Here is a 21,096-nt window from a genome sequence, read left to right as displayed (position 1 = left end):
GACATAACCGGCACCAATATGGTGTAAGTCAGCCCAACAAAGGCTGACGATGACAAACGACGCCCCTGATCTCGCCTCCGCAGCCCGCGCCCCAAGCGCGGCGGCCATCGCAAAGCTCACCGGCTCCTGGCGCCTCGCCGCGGCCTTCACCGTCCGCATGGACCTGCTCCGGCAGAGGCTGGCGAGCGATCCGAGGGCTTCGGTCTCGCACTTCGTCCTCGCCCTTGCGTCTCGTCAGGTCGCTTTCGGGAGCCGCGCATGAGCGGCGAGCGCGCGATGACGGCGTCGAACACCAAGATCCGCATGCGGTCGGGTCGCCTGGTCGACGTCCTCAACCCCACGATCGAGGATATCGACTTCGCTGACATCGCATGGGGCCTGGCGCGGCAGCCGCGCTTTCTAGCGCAGTCCCATGTTCGCATCGACCTCTGCACGCACTCTGACTTCGTCGCGTGGCTGGTGCGACGGCGGGCGTCGAAGCCGACATCGTTGCACGCAGACGTCACGCCCTTCATCACTGCCAAGGCGAGACTGCACGACGCTCAGGAGACGTACGTCGGCGACAAGGCGACGCCGGTGCTCAATTCGCTCGCCGCTCGCTGCGCCATCGTTCACGGCTTCATGGAGGCCGAAGTTCGCGCCGCGTGGTCGGGCATCAAAACGAACTTCGATGATCTGATTGATCGCAAGCTGTCTTTGACGCCGCCGACGAGCGACGAGCGCGATATCATCAAATTCTACGACAAGGTCGCCCTTGAGATCGAGGGGCGCATCGGATTCGCCGACTGGCAGCGCGACGATGACATCTTGCGCTCCTTCGATCCGAAGGAATTGGCGATCTGCTTCAGCGCCGCTTTGAGGATGATCGCTGAGGCTGAACGGCACGCGCGCGAGATGCCGCGCAAGGCCGCCGACGGCGCTATCGCTCTGACTTGGCTCAACCACCTGATTGACGATCTTCGGGATGGCGGCATGCGAACCGATTTTATCGCGCCCCTCTGGGAGGCGTCGAACCACGTCTCCGACTGGATGGGCGATCCCGACCTCCCCAACATCGAGGACCTTCTATGACGACTGACGTCGCCGACACCGGCGTTGCGGCCGATGAACTCAAGCAGTTCGTCGAGCGCATCGAGCGGCTTGAGGAAGAGAAGGCCGGCATCGCGTCCGACATCAAGGAAGTCTACGCGGAACTGAAGGGCCGCGGCTTCGATGCTCCGGCAGTGCGCTCGATTGTTCGGCTGCGCAAGAAGGATCGCGCCGAGCGCCAGCAAGCAGAGGCTGTGCTGGAGCTGTATCTCCAAGCGCTGGGGATGCAGTGATGCGCCGCGCCGTCTGCATGATGTCAATCGTCGTTGCTGCATTCGCAGCGGGCGTCGCCGGCTTCTACGCCTACGAAGCGACGCACTGGCTGGGCGTAGCGCCGCGCGCGTCAGCAGCGTTCTCCGTCGCGGCCTTCTTCATCTCCGCGATCTTCGGCGGCATCGCGCTCGCTGCGAGCGCGGTCAGCGATCACGAGCGCGTCGGCCGCGATCTCTTCGACGACCCCGACGCCGCATATCTGCGGAGGCGCAAATGAGCGCGCTGACGCTGCCGAACCCGGAAGAGAAGGATCGCATCCTCTCCTTCGACGAAATCCGCGGCTGGATGGCGTCGCGCGGAATCTACGACGGCGATGGCAAGCCCGTCTCCGATCGCAACCTCAAAAACTGGATGGGCAGCGGCAAGCTGAAAGCAGGATGGGAGCCGGCCCGGCGTCGACGGTTCTGCACGCTGCGCATGCTGGAAGCCTGGTGGATCGAGAAGCAGGACGCGCCGGTGAAGCCGAAATCCGTGCCGCGATCATCGCGCGCACAACGCCGCCCGCGTCGTCAGAAGCGACCGGCGGGTCCGGAAGCCGGAATCCGCGGTTCAAACAGGAGAAGCGCTCGTGGATCTGAATAGCCCCGATCCGAATGCTTTGCGCGCCGCCGGCGTCGCCGCGATCGCGGAAGACTTGCAGAACGGCATTGACGCGAAGCGCGAGGAGCCGGCGCCCGTCACCGCGCCAGCGACGGAACGCCCGACGGCGCCGCAGCCTGAGCGACCGACGGCGGACTCGATCCTGCTCAACGTCACCGCGCTCAATGCGCCGCTCGCGCGGCAGTGGGCGATGATCGTCACCGGGCGCGATCAGTGGACGGTCATGGAGAAGGTGATCTCCAACAAGCTGGATCAGCTTGCGGCCGCCTATGTAACCACGCGGCTTGCTGGCGCGACTTCGCCTGCGGACGCCGCAGCGTCGATCGATGATCTCGTCCAGCGGATCGCCGAGGCGAACGCCGAGGCGATGAAGGGAGCGGCGGCATGAAGCCCTGTCTCCACTGCCATCTCATGGATGAGATCGAGAAATGGGCTCGCGAACATGGTGAGCGAGTCGAGGATGGCGTTCGGCTGGTCAGCGACGTGAAAGTCTTCAGCGCGCTTGGCGAAGTCGCCGCTGATATGACCGCGGACGCGGGCGGGGATCGCGTTGGCGCACTTCTTCAGATGCTGGGCGCTTCGATGGCGCAAAAACACCGGATGATCGGCGCTGGCTTGACCACGCTGCCGCAGGCCGCCGGCGTCGACCGCACAAAGATGAACTGATGGCGCGCTTCGACAGCCCCACGCCGAAGCGCAGCCGATCGCCCGTGATGTTCGGGCGCATGACGAACCGGCTCGCCGCCGAGATGGGGCAAGGCGCGCTCTACGACAACGCGACGCCGCAACGCGCGAGTGAGCACATGAAACGGCAGATCGGGAAGATCGAACGCCTGGCGCAGGAGTTGAAGCAATGGGGGAAATAAAGCTCCGCGAGGTCTTCGCGGCCGGAATCGAAGTCGAGATTGATCTCGGCGGGAGCGCTGCGTCTCTTCGCATCCTCGTGCCGCGCAAGACTGTCGCCGAAATGGCGAAGCGGATCGACGATGCGCCGACGTTGCCTTTCAGCCAGGACGGCACGCGGCTGAGCCCGCCGCCTGCGCCGAACCACATCAGGCACGCCGGCGACGTCGACGAAGCCGCAGCGCGCTTCCGGCGCGGCGATCATCAGGCGGCGCTCGAATATCTGGAGCGCGGGCTCAGCGACAGCTTCAGCGGCCTCTCCGGCCTGCTGGGAGATCGCTGATGACTGTTGTCGCAGAGGTCCGCGAACTCAATCGCGCGCTGGGCTCCGTCTCGGGCCTGATCAAGAGCGCAAACACGATCGCCGTGCTCGACAATGTACTTCTGGAGGCAAGCAACTCGCTCCTGAAAGTCACCGGGCACGATCTCAGCGTCAGCATCACGGAGACGATCCCGTGCGAGGCCGACAGGGCGACTGCCTTCACAGTCAATGCGCTTCACCTGAAACAGATCGTCAGCAGCCTCCCCAATGGCGCGCAGGTCGCCTTCGATTATGAGGGCGAAACAGCGGTCAATATCCAGTCGGGCCGTTACACGTCGCGCATGCCGATCCTGCCGGCCGCCGACTTCCCTCCCCACTTCAACTTCGACACGCCCTGGCGCGCGACCTTGAGCACCAAGGATCTTCGCCGCGCGCTCGAATGCGCGATGGCCTCCGGCAAGGACGGCCACGAAATCACGAAATATTCCGGTATCACGTTCCGCCCGCGCGATGGGCGGCTTGAGATCACGGGCGGCAACGGGATCATGATCTCGATTGCCTGGACCGGCTTGCCAGACGGGTGGGCGCATATGCCGACCTTCGTCGCGCCGCCAGGCGCGATGAAGCAGATTCTCGACAAGAGCACGAGCATCGACGAGATCGCGATCGACGTCGGCGAGAACGGGCTGTTCGCCACGGTCGGCAACTGGAAGCTGGGCTCCAAGCTGATCGACGTCGCCAATCCACTCGACGCCCTGTCCCTCTTCGAGATGCCGCGCGAGCGGTTGCTGCGCTCTGACGGCGACACTTTCGCCGCGGCCCTGCGCCGCTGCATGGTCGTGATTGAAGCGGCCGGCAAGGACGCGCTCAACGGATCACAGATCCGCGTGAAACAAAGCGACATCGGAGTCCTGCTTTACACGCCGCCGATCGGCACCGGCGCGAAGGCTGAGGAGGCCATCGAGGTCGAGATCGAGGGGCCGGATTTCATTGCCAAGCTGAACGGACGGCAGATCACCGAAGCCCTCAAGATCGTCGCCGCCGACACTGTCGAAATTTCGATGTCGGTCGAGGAGCCGCGAACGCCGGTGCTCCTGCGCGCGCGCGGCGAAACCGATCGCGTGTTCCTCTTCGCTCCGGTTGGCGTGCAGTGAACTACGAGAGCATGACGCCGTCGCAGCGTGAGGCGTGGCGGCTCGCCGCGCCCCGGTTGCAATTGAAGCGCTTCGGCACAAGGCCGAAGGGTATCAATGTCGACGGCGTCCAGGTCTGGGGGAATCCGTTTCAGTCGCGATTTCGCGATGGAAGAGAAGCGCCCTACGATGCAGCAAGATCGCTCGTCGACGCAATCAGACTGCCGCACTCGCACTCGTATGCGAAGGAACCCAGCGAAGCCGAATTGCGCTGGGCCGAAACAGCGCTCTACGCACGGTGGATAGCGGGCGCGCTCGATGAACTTCCCGGCGACAGAATTTGGGACCAAGCATTCTCGTCACTCGCGTTGTGGCCTCACATGGCGCCGGCGCTCGATGAAATCCGGGCGATCAACGGCACGCGAATTGTCAGCGTAGCGCCGCGTTGGATGGACAGCCACGGCGATGTCCTGCGCGCGGTTGCGGCCGGTTGGGAGCCTATGAAAGCGATCGGTCTGAGGCCAGGGCTTGGCGGTTACAGACGCTACGAAGAGCTGACGCTCGAAAAGTTGGGACGGCGATATCCAAAACTGAAGATGCGCGGCGCGGGCGGCGGCCGACAACCATGGTGAGAACATGAGCGCTGCCGATTGGGTCGAAAATCATCTGAGCGCCGGCAAGGCCGAACGCTTCGTGCTGACGGAGTTTCAGCGAAAGGCCGTGGAGGTCCTGACGACAGGCCTCGGCGCGCCCTGGAACGTTTCATTGAACTGGACGCGAGTCGACTGGTGGTACGGGCGCGGCGTCGCGTTCGTGGTCAGCTATCGCACGCTCGCGACCTACGACAATGACAGCCTGACGCGGCTCGTGATTGCTGCGCACGACCGTCTCGTGCGCGTCGAGATCAGCGCCGTCGCTCCCAGCCGACTTCGCGTCGCCATGTGGCCTCGGACGGGTCGTGAAGGACTGCTCCACGAGCGGCATCCGACGATGGAGCAGGCGATCGAGAGCTTGCGCGGCGTCAATCGGAGGGTTGCAGCGTGAACGCATTGCTCGGAACGTTGACCCTCAAGGTTTACGATCGTGGCGGCGACATCAATGTCGAGCACGAAACGGTCTTCAGCCCGCGCCTTAACGAGATGCAAGGCGCGATGAGTGAACCCGAGAAGCAGCGTGCTGCGAAAATTCGGAGCCAGGCCTGCGCCAAGGCGGCTGAGTTCTTCCAGACCGTCAGCGACCCCGATCACTCATGGAGCGTGAAGCAGGCATGATCGCCTCGCCCGCCATCTATGCCGCGCTCAAGAAGCGCTACGCACAGCCAGAATGGGCGTTGATGCTCAACGTCGCAAACGGCACCGGCGCGCGCAATTATCGCTACGCTGACGCCTTGGCGATGAACCTGTTCCCATCCCGAGGCCTCGAATTGCATGGTTTCGAGGTCAAGGTCTCGAAGAGCGATTGGAAGCGCGAGCTGGCGCAGCCGCATAAGGCGGAGGAGATCTGCCAGTATTGCAATCGTTGGTGGATCGTCGCCCCAAAGGAGATCGTTGACAAAAGTGATCTGCCGCCGACCTGGGGCTTGATCGAATTCGACGGCAAGGAGCGCGGCGGACTTCGTCAGATCGTCGACGCGCCAAAGCTAGAGCCCAAACCATGGCCTCGATCTTTCATGGCTGCAATGCTCAGGCGGTCGTCCGAGATTGACACTGCGTTGATTGACAGCGTTGTCGCGCAGCGTGTCGCCGATGCGCGTGAGCGCATGACCGAAGACTTTGATCGTCGAGTGCGTGAGCGAACCATCATTCTTCAGGAGAAGGTCGACAAGATCGCGGCCATCGAACAGGCGTCGGGCATCAGCCTGACAGATTGGAGGGCATCGAAGGCCTACGGACGCGCGATCAAGCTCATTGAGACAATCGGTCTCGACGAAGTGTACGGCTCGCTAGGCAGCCATATCCAAACGTTGGAGAAGCACCTGCAGAGGGTACGCGCGGCGTTCGACGAGATGGCAAAGGACGTGTCGATCAAGGAGTCCGCTGATGCATGACATCTGGGGCCGGGAGGTTTCCGGCGCTGTCATCTCGGACTGCGGAACCTATCGCTATCGCCTCTGGCGCATGACTGAGCATCGCGGGCTGCGCGCAGGCGTGATCATGGTGAACCCGTCGACAGCGGACGCGGATCGCGACGATCACACGATCCGGAAGCTGCTCGGATTCGCCGAGCGGCATCGCTGGAGCCGCATCGACGTCGTCAACAAGTTCGCCCTGCGCTCGCGCGACATCAGGGGGCCTTGCTCGCGCGACGCATCCAATCGGACCTGATTGCGATCGGCACATCGGGGAAGTCCTGCGTGAGGCCGAAATTGTCATCGTCGCCTGGGGATCGCTGAAGAAGCTGCCCGAGGAGCTGCACGGCCGCTGGCCCGATATCGCAGCGATGGCGGAGCGCGCAGGCGCGCGGCTGCATTGTTTCGGCACCGCGAGCGACGGCCATCCGCTCCATCCGCTCACACTCTCCTACGACCGCCCCATCATCGAATGGATCAGGCCATGACAAAGTCTATTGAACAGGTCCGGGCCGGACTCAGCGCCAAAATCGCAGAATTGAAGTCGATCGGCGGGGAGAGGAAGGACGCTTACTCCTTCCATCTCGTCTGGTCGCCAGACGGGAAATCTCCACCGTCGCATCGGCACAACTCCGAGGCCTCAGCGCGGGCGGAGGCTGGGCGGCTTGCGCGCGCGAATCCCGGCAAATCCTTCTTCGTGCTTGAGGCGATCGCCGAGGCGCAAGTGAACGAACCCGTGAGATGGACCGAGCTCGTTCGCACCGACGATATCCCGTTCTGAGGAGAATTAGATGGCAGGACCGCGCAGCAGCAGGGCCACGCACGACTCGATCGTTTACGAATTCTGGTTGGTGTTCGACGCCCGCGGCAACATGCGGCTGACCCGGACGAAGGGGACCATCGACCGCGACGAACGGGCGATGTTCCTGACGGCCACGCTGCCAAAGAGCCTGTTCACGAGGCCCGAGCTGCGCGGGACGATCACAATCTGCCCCGACACATCCAAGCCAATAATCAACGTTGCTGCCGCCGGCGACGCGCTCAAAAAGGTGCTCGGCTTCGATATCGACCTCAAAGTCAACGAGGCGGGGCCATGAGCGGCTCGCTGACACTGACAAGCTGGCTACGCATTAGGCTGGCCTGAACTCTCCGACCATCTCTATCCCTCTTGACGGGCGCTCGCCTCCGTCTTAGCCAAATCGTGTCGACTCGCTGCGGTCGCCCAGGTGGGCGCGCCAAACAGTCAGCGGTCGTCGGATGATGGAGAAGAACGATGCAAGCTAAAGGCTCTGCAAACGAAGTCCTGTTTCGTTATCTCACCTGCCGCAATATCAGCGCGCCCGAAGATGATAACGCCGGCCGCAAAGTCTACAGCGGTCACGCGCCGAGCACCTCGGTCCTTCACCTCGAAGACAATGAAAACGTCCGCGAATACCTGGTCGATGCGAAGGGTAAGCAGAAGCGCACGCCAACGCTTGTTCATCAAGCCATCCGCAAGACCCTGCGTGATCAGCCCGACCAGTTCAGTATCCTGAACGGCGGCATGGTGATCGTCGCTCGGGACGCTACTGTCGACGACCGCGAGAAGATCATAAAACTCCGCAGGCCCAGCATCATCAACGGCTCTCAGACGCAGGGCGAGCTGATCAGATATTTCGAGGAATACGCTGCGGCGGGTGGAACAACGCCGAGTATCAAATTCGAACTGATCGTTACGGACGACGACGACCTGATTGCGGAAATCTCGATCGCGCGCAACTTTCAGAATGATGTGCGCGCGATTTCAATTGCGGGCCGCAGGGGGCAGCTAGACGATCTGGAAGCGCACGTTCAGACAGTGTTCCCGCATGCGCGTCTGCGCAAGTCCGAGACCGATCTCACAGCCGACGGAGATTTTCTCGACACCGAGAAGCTAATACAAGTCATTTTTGCCCTGCTCCCGGACGAGATTACGAGAAAGCTTGACCAGGCCGACCCGACAAACAAGGTGTTTACGTACAGTCAGAAGACTCGCTGTTTGAAGCTCTTCCAGAAGATTGTCGAAGATGGCCCGTCTGACGTCTATCAGTGTTGCCTGCAGCTCGCGCCGGAGGCCTGGAAGCTCTATGAGAAGTGGAAATCTCACCAGGGCTTCAAGGGAACGCGGATCCGATCAATTGATCGCGAAGACGGACAGATCGTGGAGGTTCCCGACGGAGTCATTTTCCCGATCCTCGCAGCTCATTCGGCCTTCGTGAAGAAGGACCGGAAAAAGGGGTGGCAGCTTCAGAAGCCCGGTATGCTAACTGATGCGGAACTCATCGAGGCGGCAAAGCAATCGTACATGGAGATCGCGGACCACAATCCGCAAACCATGGGCAAGAGCAAGGCGTGCTATTCGTCGCTGCTCCGGATTACCGCGATCTATGCGCGTCTTGACAACAAGGGCGTGTTCGCGTGAGCGGCTGACAGCGCCGGGGCGGCGCGATCCGCCCCGGCCACAACAGACAGACGATCTCACGCCAATCTAACTCGCCGACTTGCATAGCCCTCGACTCTTGTCGGCCGGGCGGCCAGAATCGCATCTATGCCGACTGACTATCGCCGCGCGAGAGCCGTCCAGGACCGCCTTCAAGACGAACACCGCAAGGCCATGGAGCGCCTATGCGAAGCGATCACGAACGATCGCAATCTCGGGCTGTTCGGGGACCTAGCCGACGACGTCCGCGCGGAGATCGTGAGCGCGGCGACAGCCATGTGCGAGGCATGGGACAATGATGAGGCCGTTCGCGAAGGCTACGAGTTTGGCGCCAATCATCTCATCGACCTCGTCGCCCAGCAGTATCAGATCGCGCAGGCAATCCGGGCGGCGGAGGAGCGACGCATCGCTCTGATCGGCAGCGCGCCGAGATATTTGCACTGATGCCCGGCCAGCCCATGCGCGTGCGGGATCTCGCCGAGAATGGGGTGACGGCCGTGAGGGTCATTTGTCCCTGCGGCCATACGAGCGAAGTCAAGGCGGCGGGACTGCCGACCGATCTGACCATGATCGGCCTTTCGCAGCGCTTCAGATGCTTGCGTTGCGAGAAGAAGGGCATAGCTCGCGTTGAACCGGCCTGGGACACCAGAAAGCAGACGCGCTGATGTGCAACCTCTACTCGCTCACAACCAACATCGAGGCGATCCGGGAAATTGTTCGGGAGTTCGATGTCGCCCATGACATCGGCAATTTCGCGCCGCAGACCAGCATCTATCCAGATTTTCTCGCGCCGATTATCCGGAATCGCGATGGGCTGCGCGAACTGACGAAGGTGCGGTGGGGTATGCCATCGCCGAATTTCGTGCAGGTCCAGGCTGCGACCAAGCGCGCCAAGGCGATCGAGAAGAAGGAAGGCCGCGCGCTGTCGAAGGAGGAGTTCAAGCAGCTCCTCGCGGATGAGCCCGACCGGGGCGTGACCAATGTGCGCAACCTCGACAGCGCGCATTGGAAAAAATGGTTCGACCCGAAGTTTCGGTGCGTCGTGCCGTTCACGTCGTTCAGCGAGTTCAACAAGGATGCCGGCGGCGACATCTGGTTCGCGTTCGACGTCGATCGACCGGTCGCCTTCTTCGCCGGCCTCTGGGCGCCGCAATGGACGGGCAAGCGCTCGCTCAAGGGCGAACGCATCACGTCGGACCTGTTCGCCTTCCTGACCACCGATCCCAACAAGGAGGTCAAGGCGATTCACCCCAAGGCGATGCCTGTCATCCTGCGCACCGCGGAAGAGGTCGAAATCTGGATGACGGCTCCGTGGGCCGAGGCGCAGAAGCTGGTGAAGCCGTTGCCAAACGGCGCGCTCGAAATCGTCGCGCGCGGCGCGAAGAAGGACCCTGAAGATTAATTCAGCGCGGCCGCACCGAGATCGAACCGCTTCAGCAGGTACTTCGCCTCCTTGGCGATGTGCATCGGCGGCATCGGCTTCCGCGGTGCAAACTCCGCATCGCCGACGAAGCCGACGATCGGGATCACGGAGAACTCGTCCGACTCGCCGTCGACGATCGTCATGATGCCGAAACACCATTCCGGAAACTCCCTGCCGAGATAGGCCATAATCTCGGGAATCAGGCGCTCGACGGCTGCGCGCTTACCCTTCGGCGGGAACACGACATAGTCGGTGTCTCGATCTTGCATGGCGTATCTCCTCAGCCCCGCAGGGCGCGCCGGAGCCGCTTGATCTCGCGCGGGCTCTGGGAGTGGTCGTAGGGAACGGAATGCACCAGCGTCGGCCTGGACGGCGCGGCGGGGTCATCTGGCGGCGGTCGCGGGCCTTCGAGGTCGAGATAGTAGGCGCCGCATTTCTCATCGGTGATCGGCTTCTTGATCCGGCCCTTCACGGTGCGGTCCATCCGCCAGGGGCAGTTGATCGTGATGCGGTCGAGCACATGCGCCATGGTCGCGTCGGCGCCGAAGGTTTCGACGAGCCTCGCCAGTCGGTAGCGCTTGACCTTGTTGCAAACCTTGCAGCCCACGCGAACAACGACAAAGGGATAGGTCAGGAGCTGATCGTCCTGCTCGATCACGGGGTCCGAAGGGCCTCGGCCGCTGATCACGGGCGCGCTACCCGACGGAAGCCCTTCAGGCGGCCCGTAGGCCATCCCAGAGCGTCGACGCGATACTCGGCGACGATCTCATGCCTCTCGCCGCCAAAGCGCGTGTGGAAGGCGTCCGCGGCCTCCGGCGTCGGGAAGCAATAAATCAGGGTCTCGGCGTCGTCGTAGCCGCTCATGATCGACCGGCCGTCCGGACGCGCAGCATCAATCAGTTCCCGATGCAGCCGGCACCAGGCGGAGAAATCCGTCCGGCAGACGGGGACCTCGCAGCGATGCGGCCAGCCCAGATTCATTTGCTCGGCGCTGAGCGCGCCCTTCGCCCTCGCCATCACTCGCCTGCGAGGCCGGCGAGGTCATCAGGCACCTTGCCAACGCGCGCGAGAATGACCGCGTCGTCGAACTCGCCAAGGTTGAGATCGCCACTGCGGCTGAAGGCGACGGCGCCGGCGTTTCGAGAACCGACATCTCGAGCCTTGAAGATCGCGTTCGACGGATTGCGCGCTTCGATCGGTTCGAGGGCGCAGAGATCGCCCTCCTCATCCTCCGCGAACGGGATGACGACGAAATATGTCGTGCTGCCCATGACTCCACTCCAGGCAACGGCGGGCCGATCCCGGCGCGTCGTGCGCCGGGGCGTCAGAACCCGCCCAGTTGAGATGTTCTTATTCTGTTCTCAACGCCAAAAGAGTCAAGAGCCATGCCCGCTTGCCCATCGCTTGCCCATCAGACTGTTTGATTGGGTGCGTGCGGGCGTGTTTTTGTTGGTATTTATAGGCTGATAATCCTGAAATCGGCCCATATGAACGCGTCGTGGATGTGAAATTATTTGTCTACACGCGCAATTCCATCCGCCTATCTGGCTGATTTCGCTACGCTATTTTGAGAGAGAGGTCGTTTGTTCGAGTGGTGGGCGCACTAGGGCTCGAACCTAGGACCCGGTGATTAAGAGTCACCTGCTCTACCAACTGAGCTATGCGCCCACACGAAACAAACAGGGCGGCCAAGCCGCCCGTTGCGGGGAGGCGTCTAGCAAAGCCTCTCCGCCCTGTCCACACCCTTTCAAGCCAGCTGTGGACGGGCGCCTCCGCGCGCAGGGTCAGGTCGGATCGCCAAGCGATTTCCTGAGCGTATCGACGCCGTCGCGGAAGCGCCTGGCGTCGACGCCGCCCGCGCCGGCCTGCTTCGCCCGCTCCACCGCCGCCGTCGCCAGCTCGCGGCTGCAGGCCGCATCGCCGCCGCCGAGATGACGGCTGAGCGCGGCGCAGCCGCGATCGGTGCGTGACAGCAGCGACATCAGGTCGTTGAGCGCGTCGGGGCTCTGCAGACGGGAATCATCCCGCATTGCTTCGAACACCGCCTCGCCGACCAACGTCGACCGGCCGTCGCCGTCGAGCCACTGGGCCAGCGCGACGAAATCGCGCCTGGCGTCGTTGGAATAGGCGCGCTTCTGCACGATGAAATCGAGCGCGAAGCGCACGACGTCGCTCGCCGGAACCACGTCGCGGATAATGGTCGAGGCCGGGAAGCCGCGCACGATCACGCCGCGCGACGGTCCATGACCGATCTCCGCGGCCGCCATGATCTTCTCCATGGCGACGCGCTTCGCCGGCACATCACGCGAGGCGTTGAACAGATCGAGCTGCTGCGAGACGAACTTGTCGACCGCATCAGCCGGGAACGGCGCGGCCGGCGTTCCCGGCGGCCTTGGGAACAATGAGGTGCGGGTGGCGTCAGGCGCGGGCGACGCCGGCGGAGTCGGAGCGGAAGGCGACGGCGTAGGCCGCGCGCTCTGCGGCGGCGGAGAGGCCGAGGCGACGTCGCCCGAAGCCGGCGGCTTCGCCGGAAGCTGGCCAAGCACATCGCGCTTGAATGAATCCGCGAAGGGATCGCTGGCAGGCGCGGCTGGCGGCTCTGGCGGCTTCGCGCCGGGCTGGTTGTTCATGCCCGTCATGCGGCGCGTGAACGCCATAAAGTCCGCGAAGTCCTTGTCCGACTTGGAGGGCGGCGGAGCAGTTGTCGGCTGCGCAACTGGCGGCGACGGGACGGAGATCGGCGGCGACGGCGGACGCACGGACGAGGTTTGCGTTGGCCGCGAAGGCGCAGGCGTCGGAGTCGATGGCGAGGTCGCGGAGGCCCACATCTTCTCAACCTCTGACGACACCTCCGTCCAGCCGCGCTCGATCGACGACGTGTCGGGCAAATAGCCGGTCGCGTAGGCGAGCCAGCCCAGCGCGACCACGACAACGATCCGCACGAGGCCGCGCGGTAGCCCGGGCTCGTTCGCCCGCTCGATCACGGGACCTCGATTTCTGCGCGGGTCCATCGGCTCCTCTCGCGTAGGGCCGGGATCATGACGATGCGCGGCCGCGCGCCCTGTGCGCGAGCGCACACTCTCAGGACCTTATGCTCCTATGCAAGAAGGGCGGCCATGAGGCCGCCCCTCCGCGAGAGACTGACGTCGGGTTATTCCGCCGCCTGCGCGTGCAGCCGGTCGCCGCGCGCCATCAGCTTGTTGAGCGCGGAGAGATAGGCCTTCGCCGAGGCGACGAGCGTATCGGGATCGGCGCCCTTGCCGGTGAAGGTGCGGCTGTCGGCGGTGAGTCTCACCGACACTTCCGCCTGCGCGTCCGTGCCCGCGGTGACGGCATGCACCTGATAGAGCTCCAGCACCGCGTCATGGGGCGCAAGCGCCTTGATCGCGTTGAAGGTCGCGTCAACGGGGCCGTTGCCGGTCGACTGCACCGTGCGATGGGCGCCGTCGATATCGAGCGTCAGGGTCGCGATCTGCTCCTTGATTGTGCCCGCCACGACGAGAAGGGACAACACCTTCATCCGGTCGCGCGCGCCCGCCAGATTTTCATCGACCAGCGACTCGATATCCTCGTCGAAGATTTCCTTCTTGCGGTCGGCCAGCTCCTTGAAGCGCACGAACGCATCCTGGATCTGATTGTCCGACAGCGAATAGCCGAGCGTCTGCAATTTGTCGCGGAACGCGTTGCGTCCGGAATGCTTGCCCATCACCAGCGAGGTCTTCGACACGCCGACGCTCTCCGGCGTCATGATCTCGTAGGTCTGCGTGTTCTTGAGCATGCCATCCTGATGGATGCCGCTCTCATGCGCGAACGCGTTCCGGCCGACGATCGCCTTGTTGTACTGCACCGGGAATGATGTCACCGCCGAGACGACGCGCGAAGCGCGCATCAGCATCTCGTTCTTCACGCCGCATTCGAACGGGAAGATGTCGTTGCGCGTCTTGATCGCCATCACGATCTCTTCCAGCGCTGCATTGCCCGCGCGTTCGCCAATGCCGTTGATCGTGCATTCGATCTGGCGCGCGCCGCCTTCGACGCCGGCGATCGAATTCGCCACCGCCATGCCGAGATCATTGTGGCAGTGGACGGAGAAGATCGCCTTGTCGGAGTTCGGCACGCGTTCGCGCACCATGCGGAACAGCGAACGATATTCGTCCGGCGCGGAATAGCCTACGGTGTCGGGGATATTGATCGTCGTCGCGCCCGCCTTGATCGCTTCCTCGACGCAGCGGCAGAGGAAATCATGCTCCGTGCGCGTGCCGTCTTCGGCCGACCATTCGACGTCGTCGACGAGATTGCGCGCGCGCTTCACCTGCGCGATCACCATCTCCAGCACTTCTTCCGGCGACTTCTGCAGCTTGTGCTTCATGTGCACCGGCGAGGTCGACAGGAAGGTGTGGATGCGCGGACGACGCGCTTTCTTCACCGCTTCGCCGGCGCGGTCGATGTCGCCGAAGGCGGCGCGCGCGAGGCCGGCGACAACAGCGTTCTTCACGCGCTCGGCGATCAGCGACACCGCTTCGAAATCGCCGTTCGAGGCGATCGGGAATCCGGCCTCGATGATGTCGACGCCCATCTCATCGAGCAGGTCGGCGACTTGGAGCTTCTCCTCCAGCGTCATGGTGGCGCCGGGGCATTGCTCGCCGTCGCGCAAGGTGGTGTCGAAGATGACGACGCGATCTTTGGATGCGGAGGTCATGGATTTGATCCTTCGGTCTTTCGCGCCCGATCCGGGATCATGATGGCGCGCTTGAATGGGCTTCGGGTTCGTTTCGCGTCCCCTGAGCGCCCAGGCGCAACGCCCGGCCGGCCCTCAGGGGCGGCTAAGAAGAAGCGGAAGGAGCGCGCGCGCGGACAGGGCGGAGCCGCCCCTCATTCCGGTCGAGATCGCAACATCGATCGACACGCGCTGTCCTCATCCGGCCGCGCTGTTCCGTGCAGCCCCGTGAACCTAGGGCAAGCCTGTTAACGGAGGGCGAACAGAGAGGCAAGCGTGCGAAGAGCGCGGCCGTCATCCCGGACGCGGCGCAGCATGCAATGATGCGCCGCTGATCCGGGATCGCTTTGCGATTGGCTAATCCCTCAGAGATCCCGGGTCTGCGCCGCACCGCTTCGCGCTGCAGCGCGCCCGGGATGACAGTTCAAAGGAACGCACCAATTCCCCGCGCACCTGCACGGCTCCAATTCCTTCTGTCCCGCTTTGCTCTTTTCCCTTCATCTTCATCCTCGCCTCCGAGGGGAGGCCGGGAGCGCCGATAGGCGCGGCCGAAAATGAGTGATGGGATTTCGCCTTCCGGCGCTCCCGGCGCGGATTCTGAAACCTCCCGTCGCACGCTCTCCGCGGCGTACCGCTTAAGGTCCGTTCGGACAGCCTGATCGTATTGTCAGGCGGACGTGCCGTCGGAAGCTCCCGGGAATCTCCGCCGCCAGGTCGTGGCGGAAATCCGCAGGTCCGCCCTCCGCTCCCGTTCGGTCCTGACCCGGACGGCCCCGAGAAGAGCAGAGGCAAGATCAATATTAGGAATTTAATCACGAAATGTCAAGCGGCACGGTCGCGACCCGCGATCTTTTTTCAAATGTCATGCCCGGCCTTGAGCCGGGCATCCAGAGATCATCCACAATGTTGAAGCGGCGGTCTGGATCGCCCGGTCAAGCCGGGCGATGACATCTGGAGGAAGACTGCGCGTGAACGGCCGATCCGAGCCTTGCGCCATCACTTCAAACCCGCTCCGCGTTTTTGCACTGGATCGTCAGCCCAAGCCCGGCGATGACAGGCCCTCAGGTTTCGCGCCTCCCCTTTTGGATGCTCCCCATGCCCACACTCCCCCTCCCCTCCGCCATCGACGCCAAAAAGCTCGACCGTCTCGCCGAAGTCGCCGTGAAGGTCGGCCTGCGCCTGCAGCCGGGGCAGGACCTTTTCCTCACCGCGCCGGTCGCGGCGCTGCCGCTTGTCAGGCTTGTCGCGAAGCACGCTTACGCCGCCGGCGCCGGCCTCGTGACGCCGATCTTCGCCGACGAGGAGATGACGCTTGCGCGCTATCGCAACGGCCATGATCTCAGCTTCGATCGCGCGCCGACCTGGCTCTATGACGGCGTCGGCAAGGCCTTCGCCGCCAACACCGCGCGCCTCGCCATCGTCGGCGACAATCCCATGCTGCTGTCAGGCGAAGATCCCGCCAAGGTCGCGCGCGCCAACAAGGCGAACTCGATCGCCTATCAGCCAGCGCTCGAAAAGATCGCCGGCTTCGACATCAACTGGAACATCGTCGCCTATCCCGGCTCGTCCTGGGCGAAGCAGGTCTTCCCCGGCGAAGACGAGGATGTCGCTGTGGCGAAGCTCGCGCACGCGATCTTTGCGGCCTCGCGCGTCGACAAGGACGACCCGGTCGCGGCGTGGGAGACGCACAACGCGAATTTGCGCAAGCGCACGCAATGGCTGAATGGCCAGCGTTTCCATTCCTTGCATTTCACCGGCCCGGGCACGGACCTCATCATCGGCCTCGCCGACGGCCATGAATGGCAGGGCGGCGCCTCGACGGCGAAGAACGGGATTACCTGCAATCCGAACATTCCGACCGAGGAAGTGTTCACCACGCCGCACGCGCGTCGCGTCTCCGGCCATGTCGCAAGCACCAAGCCGCTTTCGCATCAAGGCACGCTGATCGACGGCATCCAGGTGCGCTTCGAGGAAGGCCGCATCGTCGAGGCGAAGGCGACGCGCGGCGAAGAAGTGCTGAACAAGGTGATCGACACCGACGACGGCGCGCGCCGTCTCGGCGAAGTCGCGCTTGTGCCGCACTCCTCGCCGATCTCGCAGAGCGGCATCCTGTTCTACAATACCTTGTTCGACGAGAACGCGTCCTGCCACATCGCGCTCGGCCAGTGCTATTCGAAATGCTTCATCGATGGCGCGAAGCTGACGCCGGAGCAGATCGCGGCGCAGGGCGGCAACAAGAGCTTCATCCACATCGACTGGATGATCGGCTCAGACCAGGTCGACATCGACGGCGTGCGCGCCGATGGTTCGCGCACGCCTGTCTTCCGCAAGGGCGAATGGGCGTGAGGGATCGCGTTCTGAATTGAAGCGCGCCTTTCGGCGCGAATCTTCGCTGGGCCCCGGACTTCGTTCCACTCGCTCCGCTCGCTCCACGAATCCGGGGACGGAGGGAGCTTCAATTTGAAGCGCTGAAGCTGTCGCCGTCCCCGGAACGGTGAAGTGCAACGAAGTGGAACGGAACCGTGTCCGGCCCCAGCGCAAGAATCCGCGCCGCTCGCCTCGGCGAAGCCGGAGCGGCTTCGCTACGGCGTAGCCGGGAAGGCGCGACGCACGACAACGATCCAACCAAGGCGCCATCGCTTCCATCGAAGAAGAGCGGTGCGATAAAGACCGCCGAGCGCCTATCGTTACGATAGGTATTCTTCCCGAGGGAGTCTCTCCGATCGATTTAAGAACGCGGCAATAAAGCGCGCGCAAGACAGCGGCGATGACGCGTGGTTCATCGGCGCCGCGGGAGGCGTAGCGATGGGAGATACTGAGGTTACGCTCGCCGCTGTCGACGAGTTCATCGCCGCGAAGCGCAAGGCCCTCAATTTTCCGGACTGGCTCGAACAGCGTTTCGAACTCGATCGCCGCCACCGCCGGCATCTCAGGCTGCGCGCCGCCACGCTCGCGAATGTCGTCTGCTACAATCTCTTTCTGATCCCCGAATGGTTTCTGCTTCAGGATCAGTTCCGCCTGTCCCTGTTGCTCCACGCCTTCGTCGTGACGCCCTGGATCATCTTCGCGGGACGCTTTCCGAAAGAGGAGAGCCCGAAATTTCTTCGCGAAGCCCTCACCGCCTCGATCCCGCTTGCGATGGCGTTGCAGATGCTCGGCGTGTTCATGCTAACGGCTTCGCCTGACGCGGCGCACTACCAGTATTTCGTGATTCTGGTGCTGCTCTTCACCAACACGGTCCAGCGCCTGCCCTATCGCTACGCCATGATCGTCTCCGCAATTTTCCTGATCCTTCATGCGCTTGCGGTCTTCACCAGCGTGCATCTGTCAATTCCGATCGCCGCAACCGCGGTGACGACGATGACGGCCGCGGCCTATCTCACGCTCATCAGCAACTACTATCTCGAACGCGACGCGCGGCGCGTCTATCTGCACGGGCTGCGCGATCGCCTGCGTCACGCCGAAGCCGAGGCGGTCGCGATGCGTGACGCGCTCACCGAGCTTGGCAGCCGGCGTCTGCTGACGTCGCGCATCGACGACGTCTGGGGCGACCCCGCCTGGAACGACGCCAGCATCGCGATGATCATGATCGACATCGATCATTTCAAGCTGTTCAACGATCGTTACGGCCATGTCGCCGGCGATCTCTGCCTGAAGCGCGCCGCCGCCTGCGTTCGCGCCGAGCTGCGCGGCGGCGGCGACACCGCGATCCGCTATGGCGGCGAAGAAATTCTCGTGCTGCTGCCGGGCCTCGATCTGCGCCAGGCGATCCGCATGGCCGAGCGCATCCGCCGCTCGCTCGAAATGCTCGCCATGCCGCATGAAGCGATGGGCTTCCGCAGCGTGGTGACGGCGAGCTTCGGCGTCGCCGCCGGCCCCATCGCCGCGATCGCCGCGCCCGAATTGATCGCGGCCGCGGACGCTGCGCTCTATGCCGCCAAGCGCAACGGCCGCAACCAGATCTGGCCGCCTTTCCTCAAGAATAGCGAGGACCGCAACAATGCGCGCGGCTCTGTCGTCGCGCTGGCGGGCAAAATCAGGCAGGCTTGAATCTGCGCTTTATCGCGCGATCAATCGCGACGATCGCAAGTCCGAGACCGATAAAGAGCGCCAGCAGCGCGACGCCGTTGAGCGACACCTGTGTCGCGCCTTGCCGCGCGACATCGAGAAACGGATAGGGGTAGAAATTGTCGATCGCGCCGCGCACGAGCACATAGACGAAATAGCAGAGGGGATAGGCGAGCCACCAGAGCGCGTCGCTCCATTGCAGCGCGCCCTTGCGCAAGAAGAGCAGCCATGTCGCGACATAGAGGATCGGCGTCGCGTCATGGATGAAAAAGTCGGCCGCAGATCGCAGGCCGCTCAGCGTCAGGAGATCGGCGAGCAGCAGATTGTGAATCGCGCCAACGATGATGATGTAGAGCGCCGTCGCCGCCTGCGTCGAAGGGCTGCTGAGAAAACTCTCGCCCTTCTCGTCCCTGAGGGACGCAAGACACACCGCCGCCACGAGGATGTTGGTCAGCACCGTGAAGAACAGCAGCATGCGCCAGAGCCCGAAGAAGGGGCTCAGGCCCCGCGCCTGCGCGAAGCCGACGGACGCAATGCTTTGCAGGATCACGCCCGTAACGGCCGACAGGAGAACGATTGCGAGCGCCGCGCGTCGCAGCGGCGCGGCGTTAGAGAACACGGATCAATCTCCGCGCAGCGCCATCGCCTTCTTGTAGGCGGGGCGCCCCGTCACATCCGCCCACCAAGTCGCGACATGGGGATAGCTCGCGACGACGTCAGGCCTGCCGCGGAAATAGAACACGCACATCGCGACATTGATGTCGGCGGCGGTGAAGCGCCCGCCGACCAGCCAGCCGCCGCCCTTCTCGAGCGCGCGGTCGAGATGCTTGAACGCGCGCGCCGATTTCGCGATCGTCTCGTCGAGCAGCTTCGCGTCGCGCTTGTCCTCCGGCAGCATCAGCGCGTGCTGCAGGCAGACGATGCCGGGACCTTCGACCTGCGTCGCAGCGAAGAGCGTCCATTTCGTCATCAACGCGTCTTCGATAAGATCGCGCGGCCCGAGCGGCCCGCCATGCTTCTTCGCGAGATAGAGATTGATGGCGAGCGATTCTGTCAGCACGACGCCTTCGTCGCTCATGGCCGGCACCTGGCCCATATCGTTGAGCGCGAGATAGTCCGGCTTCATCGAACCGCCATCGCGGAAATCGACGGGATCATGGGCGTAGGCGAGCCCGAGCTCCTCCGCCATCCAGATATTGCGGACCGCGCGCGACTTCGCCGTGCCGTGAATGGTGACCGACATCAACAACCCCTCCGAGATCACGCCGCCCTTTGATTGAAACAATCAAAGGGCGAAAGCGTGATCGATTCTCACGGTTTGGAGCATGGCTCTCGCGAAAAACCGGTTCCCGCTTTTTCGCGCCATACTCCGAATGCGGCGCGACGATAGTCGAGGCGCGCCGCGCCGCAAGGAGTTGATGCGCAGAGCTCGCCGCCTCCTGATCAGGCCTTCTTGATCAGGCCCTCATCCATCATCGCCGCCTGCACCGCCGGGCGCGCAGCAACGCGCTCGCGATAGGCGACGAGATTCGGATAAGGCGCGAGATCGATCGCGACCGGCTTCGCCCAGTTGGTGAGGGTGAAGAGATAGGCATCCGCCACCGAGAAATCCTTGCCCGTGAGATAGCCGTCGCCGGCGAGCTTCTTGTCGAGGAAAGCGAACTGCTTGTTGAGCTTGTTCGTCGCGATCGTCTTGAATTCCGCCGGCGTGTCGGCGCCGAACAGGGGCGAGAAGCTCTTGTGGATCTCCGAGGTGAGATAGTTGAGCCACTCCTGCAGCCGGTAGCGCTCGGTCGAGCCATTGGCCGGCGCAAGCTTCGCCTCGGGCTTTTTGTCGGCGATATATTGGACGATCGCCGGCCCCTCGGTCAGCACCGCGCCGTTATCGAGCGCCAAGGCTGGCACCTGGCCCTTGGGATTGATCGCGAGATAATCGTCGCCGGCTTCCGTCTTCTTGGTCTTGAGGTCGACCCTCACAAGTTCGTGCGCGGCGCCCGCCTCGTGCAGCACGATATGGGGCGAAAGCGAGCAGGCACCGGGAGTGAAATAGAGCTTCATGAGGTCTCCTCCTTGGGTTATCGGCGGGCGCTGGTTGCGGCTGG

The 21,096-nt window shown here is 63.4% G+C and carries 32 protein-coding genes and 1 tRNA gene; 23 read left to right on the top strand and 10 right to left on the bottom strand.

Annotated elements, in window-relative coordinates:
* Positions 1 to 49: 49 nt before the first annotated feature.
* The 21 genes from L8F45_RS02800 (at position 50) to L8F45_RS02700 (ending at position 10,188) form a co-directional block, all read left to right on the top strand.
* The gene (locus L8F45_RS02800) at positions 50 to 262 is read left to right on the top strand and encodes a hypothetical protein (protein WP_342361364.1); all 213 of its coding nucleotides are present in this window, start codon (positions 50 to 52) and stop codon (positions 260 to 262) included.
* Positions 259 to 1,071 (top strand): hypothetical protein, encoded by an 813-nt coding sequence (locus L8F45_RS02795; RefSeq protein ID WP_342361363.1) that lies wholly within the window; start codon positions 259 to 261, stop codon positions 1,069 to 1,071. The genes L8F45_RS02800 and L8F45_RS02795 overlap by 4 nt, the downstream gene beginning before the upstream one ends.
* The gene (locus L8F45_RS02790; protein WP_342361362.1) at positions 1,068 to 1,322 is read left to right on the top strand and encodes a DUF2312 domain-containing protein; all 255 of its coding nucleotides are present in this window, start codon (positions 1,068 to 1,070) and stop codon (positions 1,320 to 1,322) included. Before L8F45_RS02795 ends, L8F45_RS02790 begins: the two co-directional genes overlap by 4 nt.
* Positions 1,322 to 1,579: a hypothetical protein gene (locus L8F45_RS02785; RefSeq protein WP_342361361.1), complete on the top strand. Its 258-nt coding sequence runs from the start codon at positions 1,322 to 1,324 to the stop codon at positions 1,577 to 1,579. The genes L8F45_RS02790 and L8F45_RS02785 overlap by 1 nt, the downstream gene beginning before the upstream one ends.
* On the top strand, positions 1,576 to 1,944 hold the full coding sequence (locus tag L8F45_RS02780) for a hypothetical protein (RefSeq protein WP_342361360.1): 369 nt from the start codon (positions 1,576 to 1,578) through the stop codon (positions 1,942 to 1,944). The genes L8F45_RS02785 and L8F45_RS02780 overlap by 4 nt, the downstream gene beginning before the upstream one ends.
* Entirely contained in the window at positions 1,931 to 2,350 is a 420-nt protein-coding gene (locus tag L8F45_RS02775; RefSeq protein ID WP_342361359.1) for a hypothetical protein, read from the top strand. Before L8F45_RS02780 ends, L8F45_RS02775 begins: the two co-directional genes overlap by 14 nt.
* Positions 2,347 to 2,628 (top strand): hypothetical protein, encoded by a 282-nt coding sequence (locus L8F45_RS02770; protein WP_342361358.1) that lies wholly within the window; start codon positions 2,347 to 2,349, stop codon positions 2,626 to 2,628. The genes L8F45_RS02775 and L8F45_RS02770 overlap by 4 nt, the downstream gene beginning before the upstream one ends.
* Positions 2,628 to 2,828 carry a hypothetical protein gene (locus L8F45_RS02765; RefSeq protein WP_342361357.1) on the top strand — a complete coding sequence of 67 codons (201 nt, stop codon included), beginning with the start codon at positions 2,628 to 2,630 and terminating at the stop codon, positions 2,826 to 2,828. Before L8F45_RS02770 ends, L8F45_RS02765 begins: the two co-directional genes overlap by 1 nt.
* Positions 2,816 to 3,148: a hypothetical protein gene (locus L8F45_RS02760; RefSeq protein WP_342361356.1), complete on the top strand. Its 333-nt coding sequence runs from the start codon at positions 2,816 to 2,818 to the stop codon at positions 3,146 to 3,148. Before L8F45_RS02765 ends, L8F45_RS02760 begins: the two co-directional genes overlap by 13 nt.
* On the top strand, positions 3,148 to 4,281 hold the full coding sequence (locus L8F45_RS02755) for a hypothetical protein (RefSeq protein WP_342361355.1): 1,134 nt from the start codon (positions 3,148 to 3,150) through the stop codon (positions 4,279 to 4,281). Before L8F45_RS02760 ends, L8F45_RS02755 begins: the two co-directional genes overlap by 1 nt.
* 11 nt (positions 4,282 to 4,292) lie before the next feature.
* Positions 4,293 to 4,892: a hypothetical protein gene (locus L8F45_RS02750; protein ID WP_342361354.1), complete on the top strand. Its 600-nt coding sequence runs from the start codon at positions 4,293 to 4,295 to the stop codon at positions 4,890 to 4,892.
* A 4-nt stretch (positions 4,893 to 4,896) separates the two neighbouring features.
* Entirely contained in the window at positions 4,897 to 5,304 is a 408-nt protein-coding gene (locus L8F45_RS02745) for a hypothetical protein (protein ID WP_342361353.1), read from the top strand.
* Entirely contained in the window at positions 5,301 to 5,531 is a 231-nt protein-coding gene (locus L8F45_RS02740; RefSeq protein WP_342361352.1) for a hypothetical protein, read from the top strand. The genes L8F45_RS02745 and L8F45_RS02740 overlap by 4 nt, the downstream gene beginning before the upstream one ends.
* Positions 5,528 to 6,307 (top strand): hypothetical protein, encoded by a 780-nt coding sequence (locus L8F45_RS02735; protein WP_342361351.1) that lies wholly within the window; start codon positions 5,528 to 5,530, stop codon positions 6,305 to 6,307. Before L8F45_RS02740 ends, L8F45_RS02735 begins: the two co-directional genes overlap by 4 nt.
* Positions 6,300 to 6,584 (top strand): DUF1643 domain-containing protein, encoded by a 285-nt coding sequence (locus L8F45_RS02730; RefSeq protein WP_342361350.1) that lies wholly within the window; start codon positions 6,300 to 6,302, stop codon positions 6,582 to 6,584. Before L8F45_RS02735 ends, L8F45_RS02730 begins: the two co-directional genes overlap by 8 nt.
* Entirely contained in the window at positions 6,490 to 6,816 is a 327-nt protein-coding gene (locus L8F45_RS02725) for a DUF1643 domain-containing protein (protein WP_342363350.1), read from the top strand. The genes L8F45_RS02730 and L8F45_RS02725 overlap by 95 nt, the downstream gene beginning before the upstream one ends.
* Entirely contained in the window at positions 6,813 to 7,109 is a 297-nt protein-coding gene (locus L8F45_RS02720) for a hypothetical protein (protein ID WP_342361349.1), read from the top strand. The genes L8F45_RS02725 and L8F45_RS02720 overlap by 4 nt, the downstream gene beginning before the upstream one ends.
* Before the next feature lie 10 nt (positions 7,110 to 7,119).
* On the top strand, positions 7,120 to 7,425 hold the full coding sequence (locus L8F45_RS02715) for a hypothetical protein (protein ID WP_342361348.1): 306 nt from the start codon (positions 7,120 to 7,122) through the stop codon (positions 7,423 to 7,425).
* Positions 7,426 to 7,601: 176 nt separating this feature from the next.
* Complete coding sequence (locus tag L8F45_RS02710; RefSeq protein ID WP_342361347.1) at positions 7,602 to 8,768, top strand: AIPR family protein; 1,167 nt, start codon at positions 7,602 to 7,604, stop codon at positions 8,766 to 8,768.
* A 126-nt stretch (positions 8,769 to 8,894) separates the two neighbouring features.
* Positions 8,895 to 9,230 (top strand): hypothetical protein, encoded by a 336-nt coding sequence (locus tag L8F45_RS02705; protein ID WP_342361346.1) that lies wholly within the window; start codon positions 8,895 to 8,897, stop codon positions 9,228 to 9,230.
* A gap of 220 nt (positions 9,231 to 9,450) precedes the next feature.
* Positions 9,451 to 10,188: an SOS response-associated peptidase gene (locus L8F45_RS02700; RefSeq protein WP_342361345.1), complete on the top strand. Its 738-nt coding sequence runs from the start codon at positions 9,451 to 9,453 to the stop codon at positions 10,186 to 10,188.
* On the opposite strand, the gene L8F45_RS02695 is transcribed toward L8F45_RS02700, so the two are convergent.
* The 7 genes from L8F45_RS02695 to L8F45_RS02665 all read right to left on the bottom strand — a co-directional run bounded on the left by L8F45_RS02695 (position 10,185) and on the right by L8F45_RS02665 (position 14,908).
* Positions 10,185 to 10,478 carry a hypothetical protein gene (locus tag L8F45_RS02695; protein ID WP_342361344.1) on the bottom strand — a complete coding sequence of 98 codons (294 nt, stop codon included), beginning with the start codon at positions 10,476 to 10,478 and terminating at the stop codon, positions 10,185 to 10,187. The genes L8F45_RS02700 and L8F45_RS02695 overlap by 4 nt on opposite strands.
* Before the next feature lie 11 nt (positions 10,479 to 10,489).
* On the bottom strand, positions 10,490 to 10,897 hold the full coding sequence (locus tag L8F45_RS02690; RefSeq protein WP_342361343.1) for a hypothetical protein: 408 nt from the start codon (positions 10,895 to 10,897) through the stop codon (positions 10,490 to 10,492).
* On the bottom strand, positions 10,894 to 11,226 hold the full coding sequence (locus L8F45_RS02685; RefSeq protein ID WP_342361342.1) for a hypothetical protein: 333 nt from the start codon (positions 11,224 to 11,226) through the stop codon (positions 10,894 to 10,896). The genes L8F45_RS02690 and L8F45_RS02685 overlap by 4 nt, the downstream gene beginning before the upstream one ends.
* Entirely contained in the window at positions 11,226 to 11,480 is a 255-nt protein-coding gene (locus L8F45_RS02680; protein WP_342361341.1) for a hypothetical protein, read from the bottom strand. The genes L8F45_RS02685 and L8F45_RS02680 overlap by 1 nt, the downstream gene beginning before the upstream one ends.
* 321 nt (positions 11,481 to 11,801) lie before the next feature.
* Positions 11,802 to 11,877 (bottom strand) — tRNA-Lys (locus L8F45_RS02675).
* A gap of 116 nt (positions 11,878 to 11,993) precedes the next feature.
* Positions 11,994 to 13,220 carry a hypothetical protein gene (locus L8F45_RS02670; protein WP_342361340.1) on the bottom strand — a complete coding sequence of 409 codons (1,227 nt, stop codon included), beginning with the start codon at positions 13,218 to 13,220 and terminating at the stop codon, positions 11,994 to 11,996.
* Between the two features lie 140 nt (positions 13,221 to 13,360).
* A complete protein-coding gene (locus L8F45_RS02665) occupies positions 13,361 to 14,908 on the bottom strand; it encodes a 2-isopropylmalate synthase (protein WP_342361339.1) in 1,548 nt (515 codons plus the stop codon).
* Between the two features lie 1,113 nt (positions 14,909 to 16,021).
* Between L8F45_RS02665 and L8F45_RS02660 the strand changes: the two genes are divergently transcribed.
* Together L8F45_RS02660 and L8F45_RS02655 are read left to right on the top strand one after the other, a co-directional pair.
* Positions 16,022 to 17,272, top strand: coding sequence for an aminopeptidase (locus L8F45_RS02660; protein WP_342361338.1), 1,251 nt, complete (start codon positions 16,022 to 16,024; stop codon positions 17,270 to 17,272).
* Positions 17,273 to 17,731: 459 nt separating this feature from the next.
* Positions 17,732 to 18,976: a GGDEF domain-containing protein gene (locus L8F45_RS02655; protein ID WP_342361337.1), complete on the top strand. Its 1,245-nt coding sequence runs from the start codon at positions 17,732 to 17,734 to the stop codon at positions 18,974 to 18,976.
* Here the strand turns inward: L8F45_RS02655 and L8F45_RS02650 are convergent.
* From L8F45_RS02650 to gstA, 3 genes are all read right to left on the bottom strand, one after another.
* Positions 18,963 to 19,613, bottom strand: a complete 651-nt coding sequence (locus L8F45_RS02650; protein ID WP_342361336.1) for a Pr6Pr family membrane protein — start codon at positions 19,611 to 19,613, stop codon at positions 18,963 to 18,965. The genes L8F45_RS02655 and L8F45_RS02650 overlap by 14 nt on opposite strands.
* 3 nt (positions 19,614 to 19,616) lie before the next feature.
* On the bottom strand, positions 19,617 to 20,237 hold the full coding sequence (locus L8F45_RS02645; RefSeq protein ID WP_342361335.1) for a glutathione S-transferase family protein: 621 nt from the start codon (positions 20,235 to 20,237) through the stop codon (positions 19,617 to 19,619).
* 200 nt (positions 20,238 to 20,437) lie between these two features.
* Positions 20,438 to 21,052: a glutathione transferase GstA gene (gene gstA, locus L8F45_RS02640; RefSeq protein ID WP_342361334.1), complete on the bottom strand. Its 615-nt coding sequence runs from the start codon at positions 21,050 to 21,052 to the stop codon at positions 20,438 to 20,440.
* Between the last annotated feature and the right edge of the window lie 44 nt (positions 21,053 to 21,096).

Origin of the sequence: Terrirubrum flagellatum (genome assembly GCF_022059845.1) — a bacterium.
In the GTDB taxonomy this organism is placed as follows: Bacteria; Pseudomonadota; Alphaproteobacteria; order Rhizobiales; family Beijerinckiaceae; genus Terrirubrum; species Terrirubrum flagellatum.
The sequence above is the reverse complement of the archived record's forward strand: the minus strand, read 5'-3'. Positions and strand labels throughout refer to the sequence as shown.